The sequence below is a fragment of the Anianabacter salinae genome, assembly GCF_019061145.1.
Classification (GTDB): domain Bacteria; phylum Pseudomonadota; class Alphaproteobacteria; order Rhodobacterales; family Rhodobacteraceae; genus Anianibacter; species Anianibacter salinarum.
Map to the genome: position 1 here is coordinate 865,005 of NZ_JAHQZS010000002.1, position 19,223 is coordinate 884,227.

General features: G+C 67.4%; 23 protein-coding genes. 17 read left to right on the forward strand and 6 right to left on the reverse strand.

All coding sequences use genetic code 11. From position 1 onward, the window contains the following. Positions 1 to 2: 2 nt before the first annotated feature. The 11 genes from KTJ87_RS08760 to KTJ87_RS08810 all read left to right on the forward strand — a co-directional run bounded on the left by KTJ87_RS08760 (position 3) and on the right by KTJ87_RS08810 (position 8,329). Positions 3 to 1,082: a FecCD family ABC transporter permease gene (locus KTJ87_RS08760; protein ID WP_407650478.1), complete on the forward strand. Its 1,080-nt coding sequence runs from the start codon at positions 3 to 5 to the stop codon at positions 1,080 to 1,082. A gap of 1 nt (position 1,083) precedes the next feature. Then, positions 1,084 to 1,890 carry a heme ABC transporter ATP-binding protein gene (locus KTJ87_RS08765; protein WP_267138717.1) on the forward strand — a complete coding sequence of 269 codons (807 nt, stop codon included), beginning with the start codon at positions 1,084 to 1,086 and terminating at the stop codon, positions 1,888 to 1,890. 47 nt (positions 1,891 to 1,937) lie between these two features. Continuing rightward, positions 1,938 to 2,378, forward strand: a complete 441-nt coding sequence (locus tag KTJ87_RS08770) for a hypothetical protein (protein WP_267138718.1) — start codon at positions 1,938 to 1,940, stop codon at positions 2,376 to 2,378. Continuing rightward, positions 2,375 to 3,031: a MotA/TolQ/ExbB proton channel family protein gene (locus tag KTJ87_RS08775; RefSeq protein WP_267138719.1), complete on the forward strand. Its 657-nt coding sequence runs from the start codon at positions 2,375 to 2,377 to the stop codon at positions 3,029 to 3,031. Before KTJ87_RS08770 ends, KTJ87_RS08775 begins: the two co-directional genes overlap by 4 nt. Beyond that, positions 3,018 to 3,395 (forward strand): biopolymer transporter ExbD, encoded by a 378-nt coding sequence (locus KTJ87_RS08780; protein ID WP_407650479.1) that lies wholly within the window; start codon positions 3,018 to 3,020, stop codon positions 3,393 to 3,395. The genes KTJ87_RS08775 and KTJ87_RS08780 overlap by 14 nt, the downstream gene beginning before the upstream one ends. Continuing rightward, positions 3,392 to 3,778, forward strand: coding sequence for an ExbD/TolR family protein (locus tag KTJ87_RS08785; protein WP_267138720.1), 387 nt, complete (start codon positions 3,392 to 3,394; stop codon positions 3,776 to 3,778). The genes KTJ87_RS08780 and KTJ87_RS08785 overlap by 4 nt, the downstream gene beginning before the upstream one ends. Next, a complete protein-coding gene (locus KTJ87_RS08790; RefSeq protein WP_267138721.1) occupies positions 3,775 to 4,779 on the forward strand; it encodes a TonB family protein in 1,005 nt (334 codons plus the stop codon). Before KTJ87_RS08785 ends, KTJ87_RS08790 begins: the two co-directional genes overlap by 4 nt. Positions 4,780 to 4,934: 155 nt before the next feature. Continuing rightward, positions 4,935 to 5,117 carry a hemin uptake protein HemP gene (gene hemP, locus KTJ87_RS08795; protein WP_267138722.1) on the forward strand — a complete coding sequence of 61 codons (183 nt, stop codon included), beginning with the start codon at positions 4,935 to 4,937 and terminating at the stop codon, positions 5,115 to 5,117. A 164-nt stretch (positions 5,118 to 5,281) separates the two neighbouring features. Continuing rightward, positions 5,282 to 6,970 carry a cytochrome c oxidase subunit I gene (gene ctaD, locus KTJ87_RS08800; RefSeq protein WP_267138723.1) on the forward strand — a complete coding sequence of 563 codons (1,689 nt, stop codon included), beginning with the start codon at positions 5,282 to 5,284 and terminating at the stop codon, positions 6,968 to 6,970. 154 nt (positions 6,971 to 7,124) lie between these two features. Then, positions 7,125 to 7,613 carry a GNAT family N-acetyltransferase gene (locus tag KTJ87_RS08805; protein WP_267138724.1) on the forward strand — a complete coding sequence of 163 codons (489 nt, stop codon included), beginning with the start codon at positions 7,125 to 7,127 and terminating at the stop codon, positions 7,611 to 7,613. Between the two features lie 212 nt (positions 7,614 to 7,825). Next, positions 7,826 to 8,329, forward strand: a complete 504-nt coding sequence (locus KTJ87_RS08810) for a DUF2244 domain-containing protein (protein WP_267138725.1) — start codon at positions 7,826 to 7,828, stop codon at positions 8,327 to 8,329. Positions 8,330 to 8,357: 28 nt separating this feature from the next. Here KTJ87_RS08810 and KTJ87_RS08815 read toward each other — a convergent pair whose 3' ends face one another. Next, on the reverse strand, positions 8,358 to 8,819 hold the full coding sequence (locus KTJ87_RS08815) for a GatB/YqeY domain-containing protein (protein ID WP_267138726.1): 462 nt from the start codon (positions 8,817 to 8,819) through the stop codon (positions 8,358 to 8,360). 157 nt (positions 8,820 to 8,976) lie between these two features. Between KTJ87_RS08815 and carA the strand changes: the two genes are divergently transcribed. Together carA and KTJ87_RS08825 are read left to right on the forward strand one after the other, a co-directional pair. Beyond that, positions 8,977 to 10,149 (forward strand): glutamine-hydrolyzing carbamoyl-phosphate synthase small subunit, encoded by a 1,173-nt coding sequence (carA, locus tag KTJ87_RS08820; protein ID WP_267138727.1) that lies wholly within the window; start codon positions 8,977 to 8,979, stop codon positions 10,147 to 10,149. A 62-nt stretch (positions 10,150 to 10,211) separates the two neighbouring features. Further along, the gene (locus tag KTJ87_RS08825; protein WP_267138728.1) at positions 10,212 to 11,861 is read left to right on the forward strand and encodes a glycosyltransferase family 2 protein; all 1,650 of its coding nucleotides are present in this window, start codon (positions 10,212 to 10,214) and stop codon (positions 11,859 to 11,861) included. Positions 11,862 to 11,864: 3 nt separating this feature from the next. On the opposite strand, the gene KTJ87_RS08830 is transcribed toward KTJ87_RS08825, so the two are convergent. After that, positions 11,865 to 12,518 carry a GntR family transcriptional regulator gene (locus KTJ87_RS08830; RefSeq protein ID WP_267138729.1) on the reverse strand — a complete coding sequence of 218 codons (654 nt, stop codon included), beginning with the start codon at positions 12,516 to 12,518 and terminating at the stop codon, positions 11,865 to 11,867. A gap of 100 nt (positions 12,519 to 12,618) precedes the next feature. Here KTJ87_RS08830 and KTJ87_RS08835 point away from each other — a divergent pair, with 100 nt between their 5' ends. Next, positions 12,619 to 13,299 (forward strand): pyrimidine 5'-nucleotidase, encoded by a 681-nt coding sequence (locus tag KTJ87_RS08835; protein ID WP_267138730.1) that lies wholly within the window; start codon positions 12,619 to 12,621, stop codon positions 13,297 to 13,299. 5 nt (positions 13,300 to 13,304) lie between these two features. Beyond that, positions 13,305 to 14,498 carry an FAD-dependent monooxygenase gene (locus tag KTJ87_RS08840; RefSeq protein ID WP_267138731.1) on the forward strand — a complete coding sequence of 398 codons (1,194 nt, stop codon included), beginning with the start codon at positions 13,305 to 13,307 and terminating at the stop codon, positions 14,496 to 14,498. On the opposite strand, the gene KTJ87_RS08845 is transcribed toward KTJ87_RS08840, so the two are convergent. From KTJ87_RS08845 to KTJ87_RS08855, 3 genes are all read right to left on the reverse strand, one after another. After that, positions 14,495 to 15,622, reverse strand: a complete 1,128-nt coding sequence (locus tag KTJ87_RS08845; protein ID WP_267138732.1) for an aminotransferase class V-fold PLP-dependent enzyme — start codon at positions 15,620 to 15,622, stop codon at positions 14,495 to 14,497. The genes KTJ87_RS08840 and KTJ87_RS08845 overlap by 4 nt on opposite strands. Before the next feature lie 76 nt (positions 15,623 to 15,698). Beyond that, positions 15,699 to 16,157 carry an Lrp/AsnC family transcriptional regulator gene (locus KTJ87_RS08850; protein WP_267138733.1) on the reverse strand — a complete coding sequence of 153 codons (459 nt, stop codon included), beginning with the start codon at positions 16,155 to 16,157 and terminating at the stop codon, positions 15,699 to 15,701. After that, on the reverse strand, positions 16,154 to 16,609 hold the full coding sequence (locus tag KTJ87_RS08855) for an Lrp/AsnC family transcriptional regulator (protein ID WP_267138734.1): 456 nt from the start codon (positions 16,607 to 16,609) through the stop codon (positions 16,154 to 16,156). The genes KTJ87_RS08850 and KTJ87_RS08855 overlap by 4 nt, the downstream gene beginning before the upstream one ends. 134 nt (positions 16,610 to 16,743) lie before the next feature. On the opposite strand from KTJ87_RS08855, the gene ilvC reads away from it, so the two are divergent. Continuing rightward, entirely contained in the window at positions 16,744 to 17,766 is a 1,023-nt protein-coding gene (gene ilvC / locus KTJ87_RS08860) for a ketol-acid reductoisomerase (protein ID WP_267138735.1), read from the forward strand. Between the two features lie 48 nt (positions 17,767 to 17,814). On the opposite strand, the gene KTJ87_RS08865 is transcribed toward ilvC, so the two are convergent. Further along, positions 17,815 to 17,970 (reverse strand): hypothetical protein, encoded by a 156-nt coding sequence (locus tag KTJ87_RS08865; RefSeq protein WP_267138736.1) that lies wholly within the window; start codon positions 17,968 to 17,970, stop codon positions 17,815 to 17,817. Positions 17,971 to 18,072: 102 nt separating this feature from the next. On the opposite strand from KTJ87_RS08865, the gene KTJ87_RS08870 reads away from it, so the two are divergent. After that, positions 18,073 to 18,984, forward strand: coding sequence for a DMT family transporter (locus tag KTJ87_RS08870; RefSeq protein ID WP_267138737.1), 912 nt, complete (start codon positions 18,073 to 18,075; stop codon positions 18,982 to 18,984). Positions 18,985 to 19,223 lie beyond the last annotated feature (239 nt).

The window sequence follows — 19,223 nt, forward strand, 5'->3', positions numbered from 1 at the left end:
CGATGGCGGTGATGGACTTTGCAGGCGGCAGCGCGCCCGCCGCGCCCCGCGACCGGCTGCACGGGGCGCGCAGGATGCACCTTGTCCTCGGCCTCGTGCTGGCGGCGGCGAGCCTTGCCAGCCTTGGCGTCGGGGCAACGGACGTCTCGCTCTGGGACGTCGCGGGCAAGCTGCTGCGCGCCGAACCGCTGAGCCAGCTTGAACGGGTCGTGCTGGTCGACATCCGCCTGCCGCGCCTTGCCATGGGCATCGCGGTCGGCGGCGCGCTGGCGGTGTCGGGTGCAGTGATGCAGGGGTTGTTCCGCAATCCGCTGGCCGATCCCGGCCTTGTCGGCGTCGGCGCGGGCGCGGGGCTGGGCGCGATCACGATGATCGTTCTGGGCGCGATGCTGCCCGCCGCGATCATCGACAGCGTCGGAAATCATCTTGTCCCGCTTGGCGCTTTCTTCGGCGGCTGGGGGTCGACGCTGGTGCTCTACCGCGTGTCCACCCGCCATGGGCGCACCTCGGTCGCCACGATGCTGCTGGCAGGGATCGCGCTGGGCGCGCTCGCGGGGGCGGTGTCGGGCATCCTTGTCTACATGGCCGACGACCAGCAATTGCGCGATCTGACCTTCTGGGGCCTCGGCTCGCTCGCAGGGGCAAGCTGGGCCAAGGTCGCCGCCGCCCTGCCGCTGATCGCCGCCGCCCTGGCCGCAAGCCTGTTCATGGGGCGCGGGCTGAACGGGTTGGCGCTGGGCGAGGCGACGGCGGCGCATATCGGCATCCCTGTGCAGCGCCTGAAATCCGCCGCGATCCTTGCAGTCGCGGGCGCGACCGGCGCGGCGGTGGCGGTGTCGGGCGGCATCGGCTTTATCGGCATCGTCGTGCCGCACCTACTGCGCCTTGGCACCGGTCCCGATCACCGCGCGCTTCTGCCCAACGCCGCGCTGCTGGGGGCAACGCTGCTGATCCTCGCCGACATCGTCAGCCGCACGATCATCGCGCCTGCGGAACTGCCCATCGGCATCGTGACGGCGGTGATGGGCGCGCCGGTGTTCCTGTGGATCCTGTTGCGCCGCCGCGGTTTAGTGGATCTCTGACATGCTGGAGGCACGCAATATCACCGTCTCGCTGGGCGGGCGCCGGGTGCTGGACGGGATCGACCTTGTCGCGCGTCCGGGGCGGATCACCGCCATCGTCGGGCCGAACGGATCGGGCAAGACCACGCTGCTGCGCGCTCTGACCGCCGACGTGCCGCATTCCGGCACGGTCAGCCTGAACGGGCGCGACACCGCCACCGCCCGCCCGTGGGAGCTTGCGGCGATCCGCGCCGTGCTGCCGCAGGCCTCGGCGCTGGCGTTCCCCTTCACCGTGATCGAGGTCGTCCGCATGGGCCTGCGCAGTGGCACCTCTGGCGGGCGCGAGGACATCGCCGCTGCCGCGCTGGCGCGTGTCGGTCTCGCAGAACACGCCCACCGCTTCTTTCAGGAGCTGTCCGGCGGCGAGCAGCAGCGCGCCCAACTGGCGCGCGTTCTGGCGCAGGTCTGGCACCCGCGTGCCCACGGAGCGCCCTGCTGGCTGTTCCTCGACGAGCCGGTGTCGAGCCTCGACATCGGCCACCAGATCGAGGTGATGTCCATCGCCCGCGACTACGCGGCGGCGGGCGGCGGGGTGGTGGCCGTGATGCACGACCTGAACCTGACCGCGCTCTTCGCCGAAAAGATCGCCGTGCTGTCCGAAGGCCGGATGCTGGCCTTTGGATCGCCGTCCGAGGTGATGACCGACGCGGTCCTGTCGCACGCCTATGGCTGCCGGTTGCGCGTGAACACCCGGCCCGACAAGGGCGTGCCGTTCCTGTTGCCCCACGCCGCCGCAGGCGCAGGCAGCATCCCCGAGGCCGCCGAATGACCCGGCCCGCCATCCTTCAAAGCCCCATCCCCAAGAGGCGCCCCATAATGACACCCAGACCGATCCTTGCAGCCCTGACGATGGTTCTCGCCGCCCTGCCCGGCACCGCGCTTGCGCAGGAGGCCGACACCGAGATCGGCGCGCACCTGTCGATCGAGTTGAACAGCGCGGCCACCGATGCGGGCGGCTGCGTTCTCAGCTTCGTCGCGATCAACGGTCATCCTGCGGACATCGGCAGCGCGGTGCTGGAGACGGTGCTGTTCGATGCCAGCGGACAGGTCGAGCGGCTGACGCTGTTCGACTTCGGCGCGCTGCCCTCGGCGCGTCCGCGCGTGCGCCAGTTCGCCGTCGCCGGGACCACCTGCAATGCGCTGTCGGCCCTGCTGATAAATGGCGCCGAGGAATGCGTGTCTGCCGATCTGGGCGAAGACGCCTGCACCGCCGGGATTGAGCTTCGCAGCCGCACCGACATCGAGGTGATGGGATGATGATGCACCTTGTCACCGCCCTGCGCGATATCGCCAATCTGGGCGGTCCCGTCGTTCTGCTGCTGATCGCCATCTCGGTCGTGACGCTGGCGCTGATCCTCTACAAGCTGTGGCAGTTCCGCGCCGCCGGGGTGGGCCGTCACATGGAACTGGCCAAGGCCGTCACCGCATGGGACGCTGGCGACAGGGCGGGCGCGCGGGACGCGCTCGGCCGCTCGCTCAGCTACCTTGCGCCGGTCATTGACATGGCCATGCAGGGCACCGTCGACCGCGCGCGACTCGAGGCCGAGGCGGAAGCGCGGTTCGAACGGCTGGAACGCGGCTTTCCGTTCCTCGACATGGTCGCGCAACTGTCGCCGCTGCTGGGACTGTTCGGCACAGTTCTGGGCATGATCTCGGCCTTTCAGGCGTTGCAGGACGCCGGATCGCAGGTCGATCCGTCGATCCTTGCGGGCGGGATCTGGGTGGCGCTGCTGACAACTGCAGTCGGGCTAGTCGTGGCGATGCCCACGTCCGCCGTCCTGTCGTGGATGCAGGCGCGGATGGACCGAGAGAGGGTGCTGGCGCTTGCCTCGCTGTCGGCGGTGCTGGCGCCGGTCGGACGCCCGCTGCGCAACGAACAGACGATGGAGACCGCGTTTGTCCCTGCTTAGACCGCCCCGCCGCCGCAGGCTGTCGCTCACGCCGCTGATCGACGTGATCGTCCTGCTGCTGCTGTTCTTCATGCTGTCCTCGACCTTCTCGCGCTTCGGCGAGGTCGATCTGGCCGGGGCGGGCAGCGCGAAAGCGGGTGCCGGGGCACCGCCCCTGTTCCTCAAGCTGTCGTCCGAGGCGGCATCGCTCAACGGCGCGGCGGTCACGCTGGATGCCCTTGCGGGCCGCCTTGGCGCCAAGGGCGAAGAACGCACGCTTCTGGTCTCGCCCTCGGGCGATGTCACCGCGCAGCGGCTGACCGATGCGCTGGTCGCGGTGGCCGGGGTTCCCGCCCTGCGCGTCGTCGTGCTGGGCGGATCATGAGGCGCGCCCGCCCCCGCAGCGACCGCGAGCCGACCATCGCGCTGATCAACATCGTGTTCCTGATGCTGATCTTCTTTCTGGTGGCCGGAACACTGGCGCCGCCGCTCGACGGCGCGCTGCGGCTGGTGAACACCGCCGAGTGGGACGCCGCGCCGCCCCCGGATGCGCTGGTCCTGCACGCGGACGGCAGCCTTGCCTATCGCGGGGCACCGATTGCCTCTGCCGCCGCGTTCGCCGCGTCCTTGCCCGAGGAAGACCGCGACACCCTGCGCATCGTGCCCGACCGCGCCGCGCCTGCGCAGCGGCTGGTGGCCGTGGGCGCCCAATTGCGCGCCGCCGGGGCGGGCCGCATCGTCATCGTCACCGAAAGGGCCTTGCCATGATCGCCTCGTCCCGCCTGATGGCAACTGCCGCGGTGCTGGCGGCCGTGGCGGTCCATGCGCTGGCGCTTGGCGCGACCCGAAGCGCCGAGGCGCCCGAGATCGAGGGCCGCAGCGGGGGCGCGGACGTGGCACTTGGGTCCGGGTTCGCCGACCTGGTCGCGGGGGCCACGCCGTCTGCGCAGGTCAGCGGCCGTGTCGCCCCGGAGCGTCCGGTCGAGACAACGGCGCAAGAGGCCGCCGCCCCGGCGGACAGGCCCGAGATCACCATGACTGATGCACCGGGCGCCGCCCCCGTGCAGCCCCCAGTGCAGCCCGAGCGCGCGGCACCGGTTCCGCAGCAGGCCCGCGCCCCAACGTCTGCGCCGTCCGCGACCGATGCCGTTGTCCCGGACCCTGCCGCCTTGGCGGCTCTGTCTCCGACGGCCAGTGCCGCGCCGCCTGCGGCGGAAACTCCTCCGGTCCACCCCTCGCGCCTCACGCCAGAGGCCGCCGCACCGTCCCTGCGCAGCGAGGTTACGTCGGATGCCGTCGCACGCTCTCCCCGCCCCCGCGCCCGGACTGCCGCCTTTGAGGCCGCACATGCTGACCCGTCACAACCGCGCTCCCCCGCGCCGCCGCCTTCCGCCGCATCCACCGCCGGAAACGCCGAGATCACGGCGCGGCGGGGCGAGGCACGCGGGCAAGAGAATGCCGTCGCCGCCTCCAGCGGCGCGGCGGGACGCGCGCAAACGACGGGCAACGCGGCGGCCAGCAACTACCGCGGCGAGATCATGCGCCGCATCCAGAGGGTGCCGCAGCCAAGCGGGAATTTCCGGGGACAGGCGCTGGTGTCCTTCAGCATCGCACCGGGCGGCGGGCTGGCCTCGGCTGGCATCACTCGCAGTTCGGGGTCCGCTGTGCTCGACCGCGCAGCCCTGCGCGTCGTGCACAGCGCCGCACCCTTCCCCGCGCCGCCCCCCGGCGCGCAGACCCGCTATTCGGTGCAGATCGCTGGACGATGAAGGCGCTACAGGCGGCCCTCTTTACATTCCCGAGTTATTTTGTCAGCTATAGCATTGACGGTCCAAGCCACCTGCCGGAAGCCCGGACGCCGCCCCATACTTCCCCGAAGTCAGGCGCCCGCGCGGCGCGCAAGGCAGATGACAAGAACATGAACATGGCAAATGATCCCGACAGCTTCGGACGCGGCCAACCGGCGCGGACAGACGACGGGCAGACCCCTCCCAGCTATGACGCGCGCGACCTTGTCGGCCCCGGCGCACAGGCAAGGATCATCCTTGACGGCAAGACCTACACCCTGCGCATCACCCGCACGGACAAGCTGATCCTGACGAAATAGGGGGCGGCGGGCTCCGCCCCCTGCGACACCCTGCCTTGATCTGCGTCAAACCGGTGCATTGCCCGCGCGCGCATAGGTGGGTATTCCTGCCGCAGGCCCGGAGGTGCGACTCGCATCACCGATAGGGAATACGTCGAAAGACACAACGCACGAGGAGGCACGGCATGGCAGACGCCGCCATCCATGGCCATGAACACCAAGACAACCGGGGCTTCTTTACCCGGTGGTTCATGTCCACGAACCACAAGGACATCGGGATCCTGTATCTCATCACCGCAGCGGTGGTGGGCTTCATCTCGGTGGCGATGACCGTCTACATGCGGATGGAGCTGATGGAACCGGGCGTGCAGTTCATGTGCGATCCGGCAGCCGAGGGCGCGCGGTTCTTCTCGGGCATCGGCGCGGCCGAATGCTCGACCCCGAACGGCCATCTGTGGAACGTGATGATCACCGCCCACGGCATCCTGATGATGTTCTTCGTGGTGATCCCCGCGCTGTTCGGCGGCTTCGGCAACTATTTCATGCCGCTGCAGCTTGGCGCGCCGGACATGGCGTTCCCGCGTCTCAACAACCTGTCCTACTGGCTGTATGTCGCGGGCACGTCGCTGGCCGTCGCGTCGGTCCTGTCGCCCGGCGGCAACGGGCAGCTTGGATCTGGCGTCGGCTGGGTGCTGTATCCGCCGCTGTCCACGTCGGAAGCAGGCTGGTCGATGGACCTTGCGATCTTCGCGGTCCACGTCTCGGGCGCCTCGTCGATCCTGGGCGCGATCAACATGATCACGACCTTCCTCAACATGCGCGCGCCGGGGATGACCCTGTTCAAGGTGCCGCTGTTCTCGTGGTCGATCTTCGTGACCGCGTGGCTGATCCTTCTGGCCCTGCCGGTTCTCGCAGGGGCGATCACGATGCTGCTGACCGACCGGAACTTCGGCACCACCTTCTTCCAGCCTGCGGGCGGCGGTGATCCGATCCTTTACCAGCACATCCTGTGGTTCTTCGGGCACCCCGAGGTCTACATCATCATTCTGCCCGGCTTCGGCATCATCAGCCACGTCATCTCGACCTTCGCGCGCAAGCCGATCTTCGGCTACCTGCCGATGGTCTGGGCGCTGATCGCAATCGGCGTGCTGGGCTTCGTCGTGTGGGCGCACCACATGTACACGGTGGGCATGTCGCTGACCCAGCAGAGCTACTTCATGCTGGCCACGATGGTCATCGCGGTGCCCACGGGCATCAAGGTGTTCTCGTGGATCGCGACGATGTGGGGCGGCTCGATCGAGTTCAAGACGCCGATGCTCTGGGCGTTCGGCTTCCTGTTCCTGTTCACCGTGGGCGGCGTAACCGGCATCGTCCTGAGCCAGGCAGGCATCGACCGGGCCTATCACGACACCTACTACGTCGTGGCGCACTTCCACTACGTGATGAGCCTTGGGGCCGTGTTCGCGATCTTTGCGGGGATTTACTTCTACTTCCCCAAGATGACCGGGCGGATGTATCCCGAATGGGCAGGCAAGCTGCACTTCTGGGCGATGTTCATCGGCGCGAACCTGACGTTCTTCCCGCAGCACTTTCTGGGCCGTCAGGGCATGCCGCGCCGCTACATCGACTATCCCGACGCCTTCGCGCTGTGGAACCAGGTGTCGAGCTGGGGCGCGTTCCTGTCCTTCGCGAGCTTCGTGTTCTTCATCGTCGTGATCGTGTGGTCGGTGTTTGCCGGCCGCCGCGAGACCCGTCCGAACCCGTGGAACGAGTACGCGGACACGCTGGAATGGACCCTGCCCTCGCCGCCGCCCGAACACACGTTCGAGACGCTGCCGAAGCAGAGCGAGTGGGACAAGAGCCACGCGCACTAGTCGCAGAGGTCATGTCCGAACATCGAAAAAGGCCCCGGTTCACGCCGGGGCCTTTTTGGTCTCTGCAGAGCGCTTTCCGAACAGGCGATTGGCGTTGTTGGTAGGTCTGCTCTGTGCCTATACCAACTGTCGAACGGTCTGGTAGAGTGATCGAATGACCGCGACCCGAAACTATCGCTTCCGCAGAGCTAACGTGGATGATCTCGCCTTGCTTAGGGTGTGGCAGTTGAATCCGCATGTTCGGGAATGGTGGGGCGCAGATGAGCCGTATACCGAAGCGGATCTGGCTGATCCTCGGGTGGCTCCTTGGATCGTTTCGTTCGGCAGGCGGCCGTTCGCGTTCATGCAAGACTACACGGTCCACGGCTGGGGAGACCACCATTTTGCCCATCTTCCCCAAGGGACGCGGGGCATTGATCAGTTTATCGGTGAGCCCGACATGGTCGGTGTTGGGCACGGATCGGCGTTTATTGGGACGAGAATGCAGGCGCTCTTCGATGAGGGGGCGCCTATCATTGCGACCGATCCGCACCCGGACAATGCGAGAGCGGTGGCAGTATACAAGAAGCTGGGTTTCAAGCCGTCAGGACCGCTTCAAGAGACGGAATGGGGCTTAGTCTTACCAATGACTGCGAGGCGGTAGGCGGAGCAACCCATACAACGGCTCCGTCCGCACGTCAGACATTCCCCACTCATATCCGCCACACTTTCGATGCCTTTGCTTCGGAGGTTGGGCATATCCCGCCCTCGGCACGGTTCTTGCCAAGGCGTTTCTCGTGAAGCCTTGATCCGGGCGCGGCAGTTTGCCCAGCAGGGATCCCTTCCCTTGTCGGGCCAGCGCGATAGAACGATGCCATGCCCTACGCCTGGACCGATCCCGCCCCCAAGGACAAGCTGGCCGAATTGCGGCTTTGGCCGCATCGGTCTCTGCCGCAGCGCGGCTTTGCTGGGGTCATCCTGATTACCTTCGGGCTGTTGATGTTGCCGCTCATATCGGTGCTCGGCACGCCGGTGATGTGGGGGCTGCTGCCCTTCGTTCTCGGGGTGCTCTGGCTGCTTTGGTATGCGCTGCGGCGCAGCTACCGCGACGGTGCACTCACAGAAGAATTGTCGCTGTGGCCGGGCAAGGTCGTGCTGACGCGCGAGAACCCGCGCGGGCCATCCCAAAGCTGGGACGGCAACCCCTATTGGGTCAGCGTGGAGTTGCATGAAAAGGGCGGCCCGGTCGAGCAATACCTGACGCTCAAGGGCTCGGGCCGCGTGGTCGAAATCGGTGCGTTCCTCAGCCCCGAGGAACGCACGGGGCTGAGGGACGAGATCGAGCGCGCCCTTGCACGGGCGGCAGGCTATTCGGGCTGACGCACAGGGCGCCCGCCCGACCCGCCGATCAGCCCGCGAGGCGCTCTTTCACCATCGGGCCGACCTTGCCGAAATCCATCTGGCCGGTGTACTTGCCCTTGAGCACGCCCATGACCCGGCCGATGTCGCGGATCGACTCGGCTCCTGTCTCGGTCACGGCATCATCGACTGCCTTGGCGGTTTCGGCGTCGGACATCTGGCGCGGCAAGAAATCCTCGATCACCGTGATCTCGGCCCGCTCCCGCTCTGCAAGGTCCAGCCGCCCGCCTTCTTCGTAGGCGCGCGCGCTTTCCTGGCGCTGCTTGACCATCTTCGACAGGATCGACAGCACGTCGGCGTCGGTCACGCCGCCATCGTCGCCCTCGCCGCGCAGGGCGATGTCACGATCCTTGATCGCAGCGTTGATCAGGCGCAGCGTCGACAACCGCGCTGCGTCCTTTGACTTCATCGCCTCTTTCAAGGCGGTGGAAATCCGGGGTCTCATATCCATGAAAGGTGTCCGTCTACCATCGGCGGGAACAAGCGCGCTAGATAGACGCTTGGGACAGGCGTTTCAATGCCCGGCGGCACCCTGCCCCGGCAGCATCGTCTTGACCGCACCAGCCGTGCCCCATAGGTAACGCGGGCACCTGCCAGCGGAGAAGACCATGCCTGCCCGTCAAACCTCGACGACGCCGACCGCCTGCCTTGCCCTGGCCGACGGCACCCTGTTCTTCGGCAAGGGATTTGGCGCCGTGGGCGAGGCGCAGGCAGAGCTGTGCTTCAACACCGCGATGACCGGCTACCAAGAGATCATGACCGATCCGTCCTACGCCGGGCAGATCGTCACCTTCACCTTCCCGCATGTCGGCAATGTCGGCGTGAACCCCGAGGATGACGAGACGGCGGACCCGGTCGCCGCCGGCATGGTGGTGAAATGGGACCCGACCGAGCCGTCGTCCTGGCGCGCCGCCGAGCGGCTGCAGGACTGGCTGGCGAAACGCGGGCGCATCGGCATCGGCGGCATCGACACCCGGCGGCTGACCCGCGCGATCCGCCACCAGGGCGCACCGCATGTGGCGCTGGCCCATGATCCGAACGGCAACTTCGACATCGAGGCGCTGGTGGCCAAGGCACGGGCCTTCCCGGGGCTGGTCGGCGTCGATCTTGCCAAGGACGTGACCTGCGTTCAGTCCTACCGCTGGGACGAGATGCGCTGGGCCTGGCCCGACGGCTACACCCGGCGCGAGGGCGCGGGCCCCAAGGTCGTCGCCATCGACTACGGCGCCAAGCGCAACATCCTGCGCTGTCTTGCGTCGGCGGGATGCGATGTCACCGTTCTTCCTGCAAGCGCCACGTCCGAGGATGTGCTGGCGCTGAACCCCGATGGCCTGTTCCTGTCGAACGGCCCCGGCGATCCTGCGGCGACCGGCGCCTATGCCGTGCCGATGATCCGCGAGGTGATGGACCGCTCGGACATGCCGGTCTTCGGCATCTGCCTTGGCCACCAGATGCTTGCGCTCGCGCTGGGGGCGCGGACAGTCAAGATGAACCACGGCCACCACGGCGCCAATCATCCGGTGAAGGACCTCGAAACCGGCAAGGTCGAGATCACGTCGATGAACCACGGCTTCACCGTCGACAGCCAGACCCTGCCCGGCAATGTCGTCGAGACGCATGTCTCGCTGTTCGACGGATCGAACTGCGGCATCCGGATGAAGGACCGCCCGGTGTTCTCGGTGCAATACCACCCCGAGGCCAGCCCCGGCCCGCAGGACAGCTATTACCTGTTCGAGCGTTTTGCGGCGGCGATCCGGGCGCGGCAGACCAGCGCGGCTTAACCCTGCATTAACCTTGCCTGGCCAACAGTAACCCCCGGGGACGACACCTTGGGGCACGCATCATGCCGGACGGGTCACTTCAGGCCTTCGAGCTTTTCGACCAAGCGGCAGAGGAACGGATCGTTCCCGATCCCGTCCTTGTCGCCCGCCTCGGCTTTGATGTCTGCCTGCGCGAGGGGCTTGCCCCCTTGCGGTCTCTTGGCGGCGCCGTCCTTGTCGCCTCGGGTCGGCCCGCGCTGCCGGACGCGCTGCGCGCGGCCGTAAAGGATCGCTTGGGCGCATTCTGCCTTGTGGAGGTGTCGCCGCAGACGGTGCAGACCGCCCTTGTCGACACCCAGCGCGGCGCGCTGCTTCACCGTGCGCAGACGCGGGTGCGCGACAGTGAAAGCTGCCGAACGCTGATGCGCACCCCCGCGTCCCGGCTTTGTCTTGGCGGCGGGGCTGCGGCGCTGACGATCTGCGCGGCGGCCTATCCGGGGGGCATGTTCGTCGCGCTCACCGCAATCGCTGTGATCTTGCTGCTGCTGTTGTCCGTCTTGCGCGCGGGCGCGGCGCTGGCCTCGCTGCGCCGCTTGCCTGTGCAGACGCTGCCGGTGCAGTTCCTGCACCTGCCGCGGATTTCCCTGCTGGTGCCGCTGTTTCGCGAAGCCGAGATCGCGGAGCATCTGACGCAACACCTCTCGCGGCTCGACTATCCAAGGGACCGGCTCGATATCTGCCTCGTGATCGAGGAGAACGACAGCGTGACACGGGCCGCCCTGGATCGCACCAGCCTGCCCCCCTCGGCGCGCATCATCCTTGTCCCCGATGCACCACTCAAGACCAAGCCGCGTGCGCTGAACTACGCGCTCGACTTTGCGCTTGGCGACATCATCGGCGTCTATGATGCCGAGGATGCGCCCGCCCCGGACCAGCTGCGCCGGATCGCGCAGCGCTTCGCCTCGGCGCCGCGCGACGTGGGATGCCTTCAGGGCGTGCTCGATTTCTACAACCCGCGGCGCAACTGGCTATCGCGTTGTTTTACCATCGAATACGCCGCGTGGTTCCGGGTGATCCTGCCGGGCCTGACGCGGATGGGACTGATCGTGCCGCTGGGCGGAACGACGCTGTTCTTTCGCCGCGAGGTGCTGGAAGAGGTCGGCGGCTGGGACGCCCACAACGTGACCGAAGATGCCGACCTTGGCGTGCGCCTCGCGCGCTACGGCTATCGCACCGAGATCGTGCCGACCGTCACGCTGGAAGAGGCGAACGCCGCCATTTGGCCCTGGGTGCGGCAGAGGTCGCGCTGGCTCAAGGGGTACGCGATGACCTGGGCGGTGCACAGCCGCGCACCGCTGGCGACGATCCGACAGGTCGGGCTATTGCGCTACGCCGCGATCCAGGTCCTGCTGCTGGGCACGCTGGGGCAGTTCGCGCTGGCGCCGTTCCTGTGGTCGTTCTGGCTGCTGCCGCTGGGCCTGCCGCATCCGATGGCGGGCATGCTGGACGGCTGGATCGGCTGGACGCTGGCGGCGTCTTTCGTGGCAAGCGAGGCGATCACCGTGGTGGTCAGCGTGGCGGCGCTGCGCGGCACCGGCCATCGTTTCCTGATCCCCTACGTTCCGCTTCTGCACCTCTATTATCCGCTGGCGACGGTGGCGCTGGCCAAGGCGCTGGCGGAACTGGTGGTGCGCCCGTTCTACTGGGACAAGACCGCGCATGGCCGGTTCTGAAGGCTATTCCGCCGCCTCGATGGCCTGCGCATCCAGCTTGAGCCGGGTCTCGAACGCCTTGGAGATGTGATCGCGCAGCGCCGTGTAGGCGGCCTCGCCGTCGCGCCGTTCCAGCGCGGCGACGATGGTGTCGTGTTCGTCAAGCGCCGTCGCGCCTCGCCCTTCGGCCGCAAGCGATGTCGTCGCCAGAAGCGCCATCGACCGGTGCACGAGGTCAAGCTGCTGCACCAGATAGCGGTTGTGCGAGGCCAGGTGGATCTGCTTGTGAAAGCGCCGGTTGGCATGGGCCAGCGCGGCCGGATCGTTGACCAGCCGCCGGTCCGCTTCGACCATGTCGCGCAGCACGCGGATTTCCTCGGGCGCGGCGTGGCGGGCGGCAAGGCGCGCCGCCAGCCCCTCAAGCTCGGTGCGCACGACGTAGAGTTCTGCCATCTGGTTGTGATCGAGCGACGCGACGATCAGTGACCGCCCGTCACGGGTCAGCATCGACTGCGTCTCAAGTCGTTGCAGCGCCTCGCGGATCGGGGTGCGCGACACGCCGAAACGATCGGCAAGCTCGCTTTCCACCAGCCGGTCACCGGGCCGGTAGACCCCGCTGTCGATCGCTTCGAGGATCAGCCTGTACGCGTCCTTCTGGGGGGTCTTCAACTCTGACATCGCTCATCCTCGTTCCACCCCGGCAGAGTAGGCGGCGGCGGCGGTGCGAATCAAGCACCGGACGTTGCGGCGCAGCGCGCGACGGTCTAGCGTCCGCGTCATGGTTGCCGATCGCTTCACGCATGTCCGACACTGGGTCTTCGACCTCGACAATACGCTCTATCCCCCCGAGATGCGGCTGTTCGACCAGATCGAGGTGCGGATGACCGCCTGGGTCATGCGCGAACTTGGGGTGGACGAGGCCGAGGCGAACCGCTTGCGCACCGACTACTGGCGCCGGTTCGGGACCACGCTTGCGGGCCTGATGGACCTGCACGGCATCGATCCCGAGGGCTATCTGACCGAGGTGCACGAGATCGACTTTACCGTCCTGTCCCCCGCGCCGGACCTTGCCGCCCGGATCGCGGACCTGCCCGGCAAGCGGATCGTCTATACCAACGGCTCTGCCCCTTATGCGCAGCAGGTGCTTGCGGCGCGCGGGCTGGCGGGGCTGTTCGACGGTGTCTACGGGGTCGAACATGCCGGGTTCCGTCCCAAGCCCGAGCGGGGCGCCTTCGAGACGGTGTTCGCGGCGGCGGGCATCGACAGCACGGTGGCGGCGATGTTCGAAGACGACCCCCGCAACCTCGCCGCACCGCACGCGATGGGAATGCGGACGGTGCACGTTGCCCCCTTGGCCGCGCCCGCGGACCACATCCACCATCACACGGTCGATCTGACGGGCTTTCTGTCGCAGGTGCTGATCGCCCCCTCCCCGACCGCGACGCCCGCGCTAGACTGACGGGCATGGCGGAAGACACGGACATCCTGATCTCGGGCGGCGGATTGGCCGGGCTAATCACCGCGGCGGTGTTCGGCCACGCCGGGTTCACCGTGCGCCTTGTCGATCCCGCGCCCCCCGTGACCGACGCGGAGGCAGACGGCTCTGATCTGCGCTCGACCGCGTTCCTGCGCCCGGCACGCGACTTGTTCGAGAGGATCGGCCTGTGGGACGTGCTCGGCCCCCATGCGACCCCGCTCGAGGTGCTGGAGGCGGTCGATACCCACGGCTGGCCGCCCGAAGTGGTCGAGCGCCGGGCGTTCCGGTCGGGCGATCTGGGCGAGACGCCGTTCGGCTGGAACCTGATGAACTGGCTCACCCGGCGCGAGGTGCTGGGCTTTCTGGCCGGGCAACCCAACGTCACGCTGTCCCACGGCGTCGGCTTTGCCGGGATGCTGCAGCGCACATCGGGCGCGCTGGTGCGGCTCTCGGACGGTACGCGCGTGCAGGCCCGGCTGGTCATCGGCGCGGACGGGCGCGCATCGCCCGTGCGGCAGGCAGCGGGCATCGGGGCCTCCGTCACCCGTTATGGGCAAAAGGCGCTTGCCTTCACGGTCACGCATCCGGTGCCGCATGGCAACGTCTCGACCGAAATCTACAATCAGGGCGGGGCCTTCACGCTGGTTCCCCTGCCCGATCTGGGCGGCGTTCCCTGTTCTGCGGTGGTCTGGATGAACGACGGGCCGCGTGCGGTGGCCCTGGCCGCGATGGCGCCCGGCGCGCTTGGCAAAGAGGCCAGCCTGCGATCCTGCCACCTGTTCGGCGCGCTCACACCCGCGTCCGAGGTCCGCGTCTGGCCGGTCGTCACGCAAGTGGCAGATGCGCTGGTGGCCGAGCGTGTCGCGCTTGTCGCTGAGGCGGCGCATGTCCTGCCGCCGATCGGCGCGCAGGGTCTCAACACGTCGCTGCATGATGTCGCCGCGCTGCTGGCGCTGGCCGAAGCGCACCGGGGCGATCCCGGCAGCGCGTCGGTGCTGGCGTCTTACGCGCGCGAACGCAGGCGCGACATCGTCGTGCGCGCCCGCGTGATCGACGCCTTCAACCGCATCTGCCGGTCGGGCGAGGCGCCGATCCAGGCGCTGCGCGCGCTGGGCCTGCGCGGCGTGCACGACGTCGCGCCGGTGCGGCGCGCGGTGATGCGCGCCGGTCTGGGCAGCTAGGCGACCGCGTCCAGCGCCTTCTGGAACCGCGCCACGCTGGCATCCACGTCATACAGCTTGTCGAGGCCGAACAGGCCTATGCGGAACGACCGGTAGTCCGGCCCCTCGTCGCACATCAGCGGCACGCCCGCCGCGATCTGCATGCCTTGGGCCATGAACTTGCGCCCCGTCTGGATCTCGGGATCGTCGGTGTAGCTGACCACCACGCCCGGCGCCTGGAACCCTTCGGCTGCGACAGACTGGAACCCCTTGTCCGTAAGCGCAGCGCGGATGCGGGTGCCTTGCTCCCATTGCGCATCTTTCAGGCGGTCAAAGCCATATTCCTGCGTCTCCAGCATTGTGTCGCGGAAGGCGCGCAAGGCGTCCGTCGGCATCGTGGCATGATAGGCGTGACCGCCGCTTTCATACGCCTCCATGATCGACAGCCATTTCCCAAGATCGACGGCGAAGCTGTTGGATGTGCTGGCCTTCACGGCGGCCAGACCACGCTCGGACAGCATCACCAGACCGGCGGAGGGTTGCGCTGACCAGCCCTTTTGCGGCGCCGAGATCAGCACGTCGACGCCGGTGGCCTTCATGTCGACCCAGACGCAGCCCGACGCGATGCAATCGAGAACGAACAGCCCGCCCGCGTCATGCACCGCATCCGCCACGGCGCGCAGGTAGTCGTCGGGCAGGATCATCCCTGCAGAGGTTTCCACATGCGGGGCGAACACCACGTCGGGCCGCAGCTCGGCGATCCTCGCGGTGACTTCCTCGATCGGCGCGGGCGCAAAAGGCGACGTGACCGCGTTGCCGCTGCGCCGGGCCTTCAGGACATGTTCCTCGCCGGGCAAACCGCCCGCCTCGAAGATCTGCGTCCAGCGATAGGAAAACCAGCCGTTGCGGATCACCATGGCGGTCTTGCCGGGAACAAGCTGGCGCGCGACCGCCTCCATCGCATAGGTGCCGCCGCCCGGAACGACCGCAACCGCATCGGCCGCGTAGACCTCTTTCAGGATGCTCGAGATGTCGCGCATCACGCCCTGGAACGCCCCGCTCATGTGATTGAGCGAACGGTCGGTGAAGACCACCGAGTATTCCAGAAGCCCGTCCGGGTCGATGGTCTCAAGCAGTGCGGCCATGATGTCTCTCCCTGTCAGCGTTTGCGTTTGATTAAGGGCGCAGGCGGCGCGTGGCAAAGCCTATCTCGGTATAATGTCACCCCAGCGGGCCGGGGCGGCGTTCCTCGGACAACAGCACGTTGGCCTCGAAATCCCCGACCCCCGGCAGCGTCATGATCCGCCGCCGCAGCACCCTCTCGAAATCGGTCAGATCGCGCGCGACAACGCGCAGGCGGTAGTCATACAGGCCAAGGACGTGCTGCACCGTCTGCACCTCGGGGATCGCTGTCACCGCGCGCTCGAAATCCTCAAGGCTCACGCGCCCCTTGGTGGCCAGCTTGACGCCAAGGAACACGGTGACGCCAAAGCCCAGCTTTTCAAGATCGAGATCGACGCGCCGCCCGGTCAGAACACCCGCCTCCTCCAGCCGCCGGATCCGCCGCCACGCCGCCGGTTGCGACAGCCCGAACCGGCGCCCCAGCGCCCCCGCCGATTGCGCCGCATCCTCGGCCAGCGCCGCGACCAGCCGCCGGTCGATGTCGTCCAGATCGGTCACAGCGGCACCGTGTCGGCGGATTTGATGGTGGCGACATGCATCAGCGCCTCGATGTCGGCGATATGCGGCAGGGTCAGGATGCGGCTGCGGTAGATGTCCTGATAATGCCGCATGTCGCGGGCGATCACCGACAGGCGCACGTCAACCTTGCCAAGGAACGTCTGGATTTCCGTCACCTCGGGCACCTCACGCGCGGCGGCGAGGAAATCGTCGAACGCCCCGCGCGCGGTCTTGTCGAGGGTAAAGCGCAAACTGACTTCGACCGCGTAGCCAAGCGCCGCCCAGTCGATCCGGGCGCGCACGCCACGATAGACACCCGCCTCGCGCAACCTCTCCAGCCGCCGCCATAGCGTGCCGGTGGTGACACCCGCGCGCTCTGCCAGAACGGCATTGGGCACGTCGGGGTCCGCCTGCAACTGGCGAAGAATGCGCCTGTCGGTGTCATCGAGCATGAATTGCACGCTATTCGGAGTACTTAAGAATGATATTTCGCAGAATGATCCCGATTTGGCAAACAATGAAACGCACATGGCACGCTAGCCAGTATGGTGCCCGCCAGAGAAAGCCAACGAAAAGGGACAACGCCATGCGCGTCTATTACGATCGCGACTGCGACATCAATCTCATCAAGGACAAGAAGGTCGCCATCCTCGGTTACGGCAGCCAGGGCCACGCCCACGCGCTGAACCTGCGCGACAGCGGCGCCAAGAACCTCGTCGTCGCCCTGCGCGAAGGCTCGCCCTCGGCCAAGAAGGCCGAAGGCGAAGGCCTCAAGGTCATGGGCATCGCCGAAGCGGCCGCCTGGTGCGACCTCATCATGTTCACCATGCCCGACGAATTGCAGGCCGAGACCTACCGCAAGTATGTCCACGACAACCTGCGCGAAGGCGCGGCCATCGCATTCGCGCACGGTCTCAACGTCCACTTCGGCCTGATCGAGCCGAAGCCCGGCGTCGACGTCATCATGATGGCGCCCAAGGGCCCCGGCCACACCGTGCGCGGCGAATACGTCAAGGGCGGCGGCGTGCCCTGCCTTGTGGCGGTCCACAACGACGCAAGCGGCAAGGCGATGGAAATCGGCCTGTCCTATTGCTCGGCCATCGGCGGCGGGCGCTCGGGCATCATCGAGACCAACTTCCGCCAGGAATGCGAAACCGATCTGTTCGGCGAACAGGCAGTCCTCTGCGGCGGCCTTGTGGAACTGATCCGCATGGGCTTCGAGACGCTGGTCGAGGCCGGTTACGAGCCCGAAATGGCCTACTTCGAGTGCTTGCACGAGGTGAAGCTGATCGTCGACCTGATCTACGAGGGCGGCATCGCGAACATGAACTACTCGATCTCGAACACGGCCGAGTACGGCGAATACGTCTCGGGCCCGCGCATCCTGCCCTACGCCGAGACCAAGGCGCGAATGAAAGAGGTCCTGACCGACATCCAGACCGGCAAGTTCGTGCGTGATTTCATGCAGGAGAACGCCGTCGGCCAGCCGATGTTCAAGGCCACACGCCGCCTCAACGACGAGCACCAGATCGAACAGGTCGGGGAAAAGCTGCGCGGCATGATGCCGTGGATCTCGGCCGGCCGCATGGTCGACAAAGCAAGGAACTGAGCCTTGGACCGGCCCGGAGGCGCAATGCCCCCGGGCCGGATGGCCGCCCTAGTGGCGGTTCGGCGCGTCTTGCGCCAATGTCGATTTCTCGGCATCAGGATCGTGCCGGCGTGCTTCGGTCTTGCGCTTGCTGGACAGCGCCAGCACAAGCACCGCACCCAGCGTGAACAATGCCAGAAACAGGATGATGATCTCTGCGGACATGGTGCCTCCTGACAAGGGGTGCTTTCCGGTCCAACGTCCCGCGCGCGCGGCAGTTTCATCGCATCACCCCGGCGTGACCGGCCCCAGGACCACCGGAGGCACATGATACGCCCCACACCTGCCAACTGGCTGTCGATCTTCGCCCTCGGCATCATCTGGGGCGGCACGTTCATGGTCGTGTCGATCGCACTGCGCGGCTATGGCCCCGTCACCGTGGCCTGCGCGCGCACGACCCTCGGGGCCGCCGCGCTTCTGGGTCTGGCGCTGGTGACGGGCCGCCGCTTGCCGCCCCTCGCCAATGCCGCGCTCTGGGCCTACATGGTCCCCATCGGCCTTCTGAACTCCGCGCTGCCATTCTTTCTTCTCGGCTGGGGCCAGCAATACGTCCCCTCGGCCTTTGCCGGGCTGTCGATGGCGGCGCTGCCACTCTTCGTGCTGCCGCTTGCGCATTTCTTCGCGGACGAAAGGATGCGCTGGAAGCGGACCGCAGGCTTCGCACTCGGCTTCATCGGGGCGCTTGTGCTGCTCGGTCCCGCCGCCCTCACCACAGGCGAGGACGGAACCCTGGGCGCCGCACGCCTTGCCTGCCTCGCCGCCGCCTTCTCTTATGCCGTCGCCAGCGTCCTGACGCGCCGCTGCCCGCCGGTCGATCCGCTGGTGCTGTCGGGGCTTGGCCTCGCCATCGGCGCGGTGGTGCTGGTTCCCGCGATGCTGCTGATCGAGGGGCCGCCCGTCTGGCAGGGCCCTGCCTTAGGCGGCGCGATCCTGTTCCTTGGGCTGGTGCCGACCGCGCTGGCCTCGCTCCTGCGCACGGTGGTGATCCGCAGCGCAGGCTCCGCGTTCATGACGCTGACCAACTACCAGGTGCCCTGCTGGTCGATGGCCTTCGGCGCGCTCATCCTCGGCGAAGACCTGCCCGGCCACTTCTTCGTCGCGCTGGCGCTGATCCTCGCCGGCCTGCTGCTCGGACAATGGAGAGCGCTCGCCGCGCTGTTTCAGCGCACGCCCTCCTGATCGTCCCGCCCCCGGCATCTTTGGTCTTCAAATACCTCCGGGGGTGAATGCGCCGCAGGCGCAGAGGGGGCAGAGCCCCCTGCCCCCCCGCGACGCCGCAGGCGGCGCAAAACCTCAGGCGGGACGCCGCAGGCGGCGCAATACCTCAGGCCGGACGCCGCAGGCGGCGCAATACCTCAGGCCGGACGCCGCAGGCGGCGCAATACCTCAGGCCGGACGCCGCAGGCGGCGCAAGGCGG

What these genes read in the sequence shown, in the direction of transcription:
- KTJ87_RS08760 (WP_407650478.1), top strand. Translation starts at nt 3, where the DNA reads ATGGCGGTGATGGACTTTGCAGGCGGCAGCGCGCCCGCCGCGCCCCGC.
- KTJ87_RS08765 (WP_267138717.1), top strand. Translation starts at nt 1,084, where the DNA reads ATGCTGGAGGCACGCAATATCACCGTCTCGCTGGGCGGGCGCCGGGTG.
- KTJ87_RS08770 (WP_267138718.1), top strand. Translation starts at nt 1,938, where the DNA reads ATGACACCCAGACCGATCCTTGCAGCCCTGACGATGGTTCTCGCCGCC.
- KTJ87_RS08775 (WP_267138719.1), top strand. Translation starts at nt 2,375, where the DNA reads ATGATGATGCACCTTGTCACCGCCCTGCGCGATATCGCCAATCTGGGC.
- KTJ87_RS08785 (WP_267138720.1), top strand. Translation starts at nt 3,392, where the DNA reads ATGAGGCGCGCCCGCCCCCGCAGCGACCGCGAGCCGACCATCGCGCTG.
- KTJ87_RS08790 (WP_267138721.1), top strand. Translation starts at nt 3,775, where the DNA reads ATGATCGCCTCGTCCCGCCTGATGGCAACTGCCGCGGTGCTGGCGGCC.
- hemP (WP_267138722.1), top strand. Translation starts at nt 4,935, where the DNA reads ATGGCAAATGATCCCGACAGCTTCGGACGCGGCCAACCGGCGCGGACA.
- ctaD (WP_267138723.1), top strand. Translation starts at nt 5,282, where the DNA reads ATGGCAGACGCCGCCATCCATGGCCATGAACACCAAGACAACCGGGGC.
- KTJ87_RS08805 (WP_267138724.1), top strand. Translation starts at nt 7,125, where the DNA reads ATGACCGCGACCCGAAACTATCGCTTCCGCAGAGCTAACGTGGATGAT.
- KTJ87_RS08810 (WP_267138725.1), top strand. Translation starts at nt 7,826, where the DNA reads ATGCCCTACGCCTGGACCGATCCCGCCCCCAAGGACAAGCTGGCCGAA.
- KTJ87_RS08815 (WP_267138726.1), bottom strand. Translation starts at nt 8,819, where the DNA reads ATGGATATGAGACCCCGGATTTCCACCGCCTTGAAAGAGGCGATGAAG.
- carA (WP_267138727.1), top strand. Translation starts at nt 8,977, where the DNA reads ATGCCTGCCCGTCAAACCTCGACGACGCCGACCGCCTGCCTTGCCCTG.
- KTJ87_RS08825 (WP_267138728.1), top strand. Translation starts at nt 10,212, where the DNA reads ATGCCGGACGGGTCACTTCAGGCCTTCGAGCTTTTCGACCAAGCGGCA.
- KTJ87_RS08830 (WP_267138729.1), bottom strand. Translation starts at nt 12,518, where the DNA reads ATGTCAGAGTTGAAGACCCCCCAGAAGGACGCGTACAGGCTGATCCTC.
- KTJ87_RS08835 (WP_267138730.1), top strand. Translation starts at nt 12,619, where the DNA reads ATGGTTGCCGATCGCTTCACGCATGTCCGACACTGGGTCTTCGACCTC.
- KTJ87_RS08840 (WP_267138731.1), top strand. Translation starts at nt 13,305, where the DNA reads ATGGCGGAAGACACGGACATCCTGATCTCGGGCGGCGGATTGGCCGGG.
- KTJ87_RS08845 (WP_267138732.1), bottom strand. Translation starts at nt 15,622, where the DNA reads ATGGCCGCACTGCTTGAGACCATCGACCCGGACGGGCTTCTGGAATAC.
- KTJ87_RS08855 (WP_267138734.1), bottom strand. Translation starts at nt 16,609, where the DNA reads ATGCTCGATGACACCGACAGGCGCATTCTTCGCCAGTTGCAGGCGGAC.
- ilvC (WP_267138735.1), top strand. Translation starts at nt 16,744, where the DNA reads ATGCGCGTCTATTACGATCGCGACTGCGACATCAATCTCATCAAGGAC.
- KTJ87_RS08865 (WP_267138736.1), bottom strand. Translation starts at nt 17,970, where the DNA reads ATGTCCGCAGAGATCATCATCCTGTTTCTGGCATTGTTCACGCTGGGT.
- KTJ87_RS08870 (WP_267138737.1), top strand. Translation starts at nt 18,073, where the DNA reads ATGATACGCCCCACACCTGCCAACTGGCTGTCGATCTTCGCCCTCGGC.